Genomic DNA, 3058 nt, shown 5'->3' with positions numbered 1-3058 from the left:
AGCAATCGCCGCCCAAATCAGCTGCCTTGGCTGGCGTGCTCACGGCGTAAACCCCAAGCGTCAGACCAAATGCAGCTGCGATGGCGATGCGGCTGGATGTTCTTGTCAGTCCCCCAAACATATCCATCTCCACCTTCCCTGAATAAATTGCCTAATCCAAACTCTCGCTTCGAATGCGCCTTGCGGCTCCTCATCGGGGCAGTTCTCGCCAAAACTGGACAGAAATCCCCCGACAGAGAGTTCTAAGTTCTGCTTATACGCGTTCCCTCAAGAAGGTAAATTGCTATCAAAGCGTGCGGGGACGTTTTTGGGCCCTTGTGACATTTCCGCCACGAGCTTCAGCCCCCTGATTGGCGGCTCTTAGGGACCGTCACCGCCCATGAAAATGGACGGAATATCAACGGTGTACGTGATCTGCGGTCTTGGCCGCGGCGCCTCCGGCCCACAGCCTAAATGGAGGGCAAAGGCGCCCTCGGAGGGCCGGGGCGTGCTCAATCCATGTCCACATCTGGCGCATTTTGATGCAGAAGGGTTTCTCCCGTCCGCCCAAGTTGTTAACGCCAAATCCTGCGAATTAGGGCTCGCGACGCGTCCGTTCCTGGTCTAGAAAACGCGGCCCGAGCGGACCGATCTTGGCGGTTTGGGTGAGTCTGGGATGGCCCGGCTATTCACGATTCGGGAGCAAGGAGCGAACAGACTGTGAACGATTCTGGGCAGAACGGGACGCTGCGGGGCCTTCGTGTCCTCGTCGTCGAGGACGAGGCGCCGATCGCCCTCCAACTAGAGGATATGTTGGTGGACTCGGACTGCGAGGTTGTCGGCCCGGCAAGCCGGGTGGCCCAGGCCCTCAAGCTCATCGACGACGAGACCGTCGATGCCGCGGTGCTCGACCTCAACATCGCCGGCGACCTGGTCTATCCGGTCGCCGATGCGCTCGAAAAGCGGGGATTGCCCTATATTTTCGTGACCGGCTACGGCGCATCCGGCCTCACCGAACCCTATCGGAGCCGGCGCGTGCTCCAGAAGCCTTTCTCCAGGCGCGAGCTGCTTCAGGCCATGCAGGAGGCAGTGGAAGCCGCGCAGTAGACTTGTGGTCTGCTAGGCCGTGCCGCCGAGGCGCAGGGAGGGCTGAGGCACGTGATTGAGCCGCAGGTCGTTGAGGTCCGCCGAGCGGCCCGCCCCCGTGCCGGCAAGCGTCAGGCTCGCGCCTGCGAACGAGAGCACGAAAAGCGCCCCGCACAGCGCGCCGAGCAGAAAGCGCGGAGCAGAACTCCGGGCGTGGTCGTAAGGTCGGTTGAGAAACATGTGACGCGAATTCCCCTGTCGTGGGCCGACTTTGCGCGGCCGTCAGGAGAAGGCGTAGCAGGAACTCCTTTTGTTTCCGTAAAATGGCCCGCGGGATCGACGACCGGCGCCGGGCAAAGCCCCCGCTTGGTTAAGGAAGCGGCCATTTTGCCGCTGTCAGGCCGGCGGTTGACCTAAGTCAAAGCCCAGGGGCTTCCATAAAAGCTATGCGACAATACATCTAACTTAGAATCGGTCTCGATCCTTGAGGCCGAGGCCGGGATAGGATACTTAGCTGGGTAAGGCCCTGTGCCACTTAGACTTTAAGCAAGTCATTCAAGAACTTGCGGCAAGCCGGGTGCCCATAACGATATCCATTCTGTTCGGCCAATAGCTGGGTGGCTTTGGCGAACGCCAATGGTCTAGGGGAACGGAGACAGATGGATTACGAGGACAGATTCCGCCAGCATCTTCAGTCGCTCCACCAAGAGGGGCGCTACCGCGTCTTCGCCGATCTGAAGCGCCGCTGCGGAGCCTATCCGGCCGCCGACCACTACACGGACGCCGGCAAACGCGACGTGACGGTCTGGTGCTCCAACGACTATCTCGGCATGAGCCAGCACCCCAAGGTGCGCGCCGCCATGCACGAGGCGATCGACGAGGCGGGGGCAGGCTCCGGCGGCACCCGCAACATCTCCGGCACCTCCCACTACCATGTGGAACTGGAAGCGGAGCTCGCCGACCTCCACGGCAAGGAGGCCGCGCTCCTGTTCACGAGCGCCTACATCGCCAACGAATCGACCCTGTCGACGCTGACCCGGCTGATGCCCGGGCTCGTGATCTTCTCCGACGCCAAGAACCACGCCTCCATGATCGAGGGCATCCGCCACGGCGGCGGCCCGAAGCACATCTTCCGCAACAACGACCTCAACCACCTCGAGGAGTTGCTCAAGAAAGTGCCGCTCGACACGCCGAAGCTCATCGCGTTCGAGAGCGTCTACTCCATGGACGGCAATATCTCGTCCATCGGGTCGATCTGCGACCTGGCCCAGAAATACAACGCGCTGACCTATCTCGACGAGGTGCACGCGGTCGGCCTGTACGGCCCGCGCGGCGGCGGCATCGCCGAGCTCGAAGGCGTCATGGACCGCGTCGACATCATCAACGGCACGCTCGCCAAAGGCTTCGGCGTCATGGGCGGCTATATCGCCGCGAGCAAGGCCTGCTGCGACGCCATCCGCTCTTACGCGCCGGGCTTCATCTTCACCACCTCGCTGGCGCCGGCCATCGCCGCGGGCGCGCTGGCCTCGATCCGGCATCTGAAGGTGAGCGAGCTCGAGCGCGCGCGCCATCGCGAGCGGGTGCGGACGCTCAAAGGCCTGATGAAACAGGCCGGCCTGCCGGTGATGGAGAACCCAAGCCACATCGTGCCGGTCATGGTCGGAGATCCCGTGCACTGCAAGGCGGTGACCGACACGCTGCTGACCCATTACGGCATCTACGTGCAGCCCATCAACTACCCGACCGTGCCGCGCGGCACCGAGCGCATGCGCTTCACCCCCTCGCCGGTCCACACCGATGAGCAGATGGCAGCCCTGATCGCCGCGCTGGAAGAGCTGTGGGCCGCCTGCCCGGTCGCCAATGGCCAATATGTGAGGCTCGCGGCGGAGTAGACCATGCCGCCCCGCGCCATGCTGATCCGCACCGGACTGATCCGCACTCTTGGCCGCTCCGCCGTCATCGCACTCGGGCTGGCAAGCCTGCCCCAAACGCT

The 3058-nt window shown here is 63.0% G+C and carries 3 protein-coding genes; 2 read left to right on the top strand and 1 reads right to left on the bottom strand.

The window, feature by feature from the left end:
- Positions 1 to 699: 699 nt before the first annotated feature.
- Positions 700 to 1086 carry a response regulator gene (locus ACSLE4_RS02305; protein ID WP_435902880.1) on the top strand — a complete coding sequence of 129 codons (387 nt, stop codon included), beginning with the start codon at positions 700 to 702 and terminating at the stop codon, positions 1084 to 1086.
- A gap of 12 nt (positions 1087 to 1098) precedes the next feature.
- Here ACSLE4_RS02305 and ACSLE4_RS02300 read toward each other — a convergent pair whose 3' ends face one another.
- Positions 1099 to 1305: a hypothetical protein gene (locus ACSLE4_RS02300; RefSeq protein ID WP_435902879.1), complete on the bottom strand. Its 207-nt coding sequence runs from the start codon at positions 1303 to 1305 to the stop codon at positions 1099 to 1101.
- 419 nt (positions 1306 to 1724) lie between these two features.
- Here ACSLE4_RS02300 and hemA point away from each other — a divergent pair, with 419 nt between their 5' ends.
- Positions 1725 to 2957 carry a 5-aminolevulinate synthase gene (gene hemA, locus ACSLE4_RS02295; protein WP_435902878.1) on the top strand — a complete coding sequence of 411 codons (1233 nt, stop codon included), beginning with the start codon at positions 1725 to 1727 and terminating at the stop codon, positions 2955 to 2957.
- Positions 2958 to 3058: the final 101 nt, after the last annotated feature.

This window comes from Methyloceanibacter sp., from assembly GCF_051306395.1.
GTDB lineage: Bacteria > Pseudomonadota > Alphaproteobacteria > Rhizobiales > Methyloligellaceae > Methyloceanibacter.
Note: the sequence above shows the minus strand (reverse complement) of the source record. Positions and strands in the feature narration are given on the sequence as shown.

Excerpts from the sequence above, each read along its gene's own strand:
- hemA (WP_435902878.1), top strand. The coding sequence starts at position 1,725 with ATGGATTACGAGGACAGATTCCGCCAGCATCTTCAGTCGCTCCACCAA.
- ACSLE4_RS02300 (WP_435902879.1), bottom strand. The coding sequence starts at position 1,305 with ATGTTTCTCAACCGACCTTACGACCACGCCCGGAGTTCTGCTCCGCGC.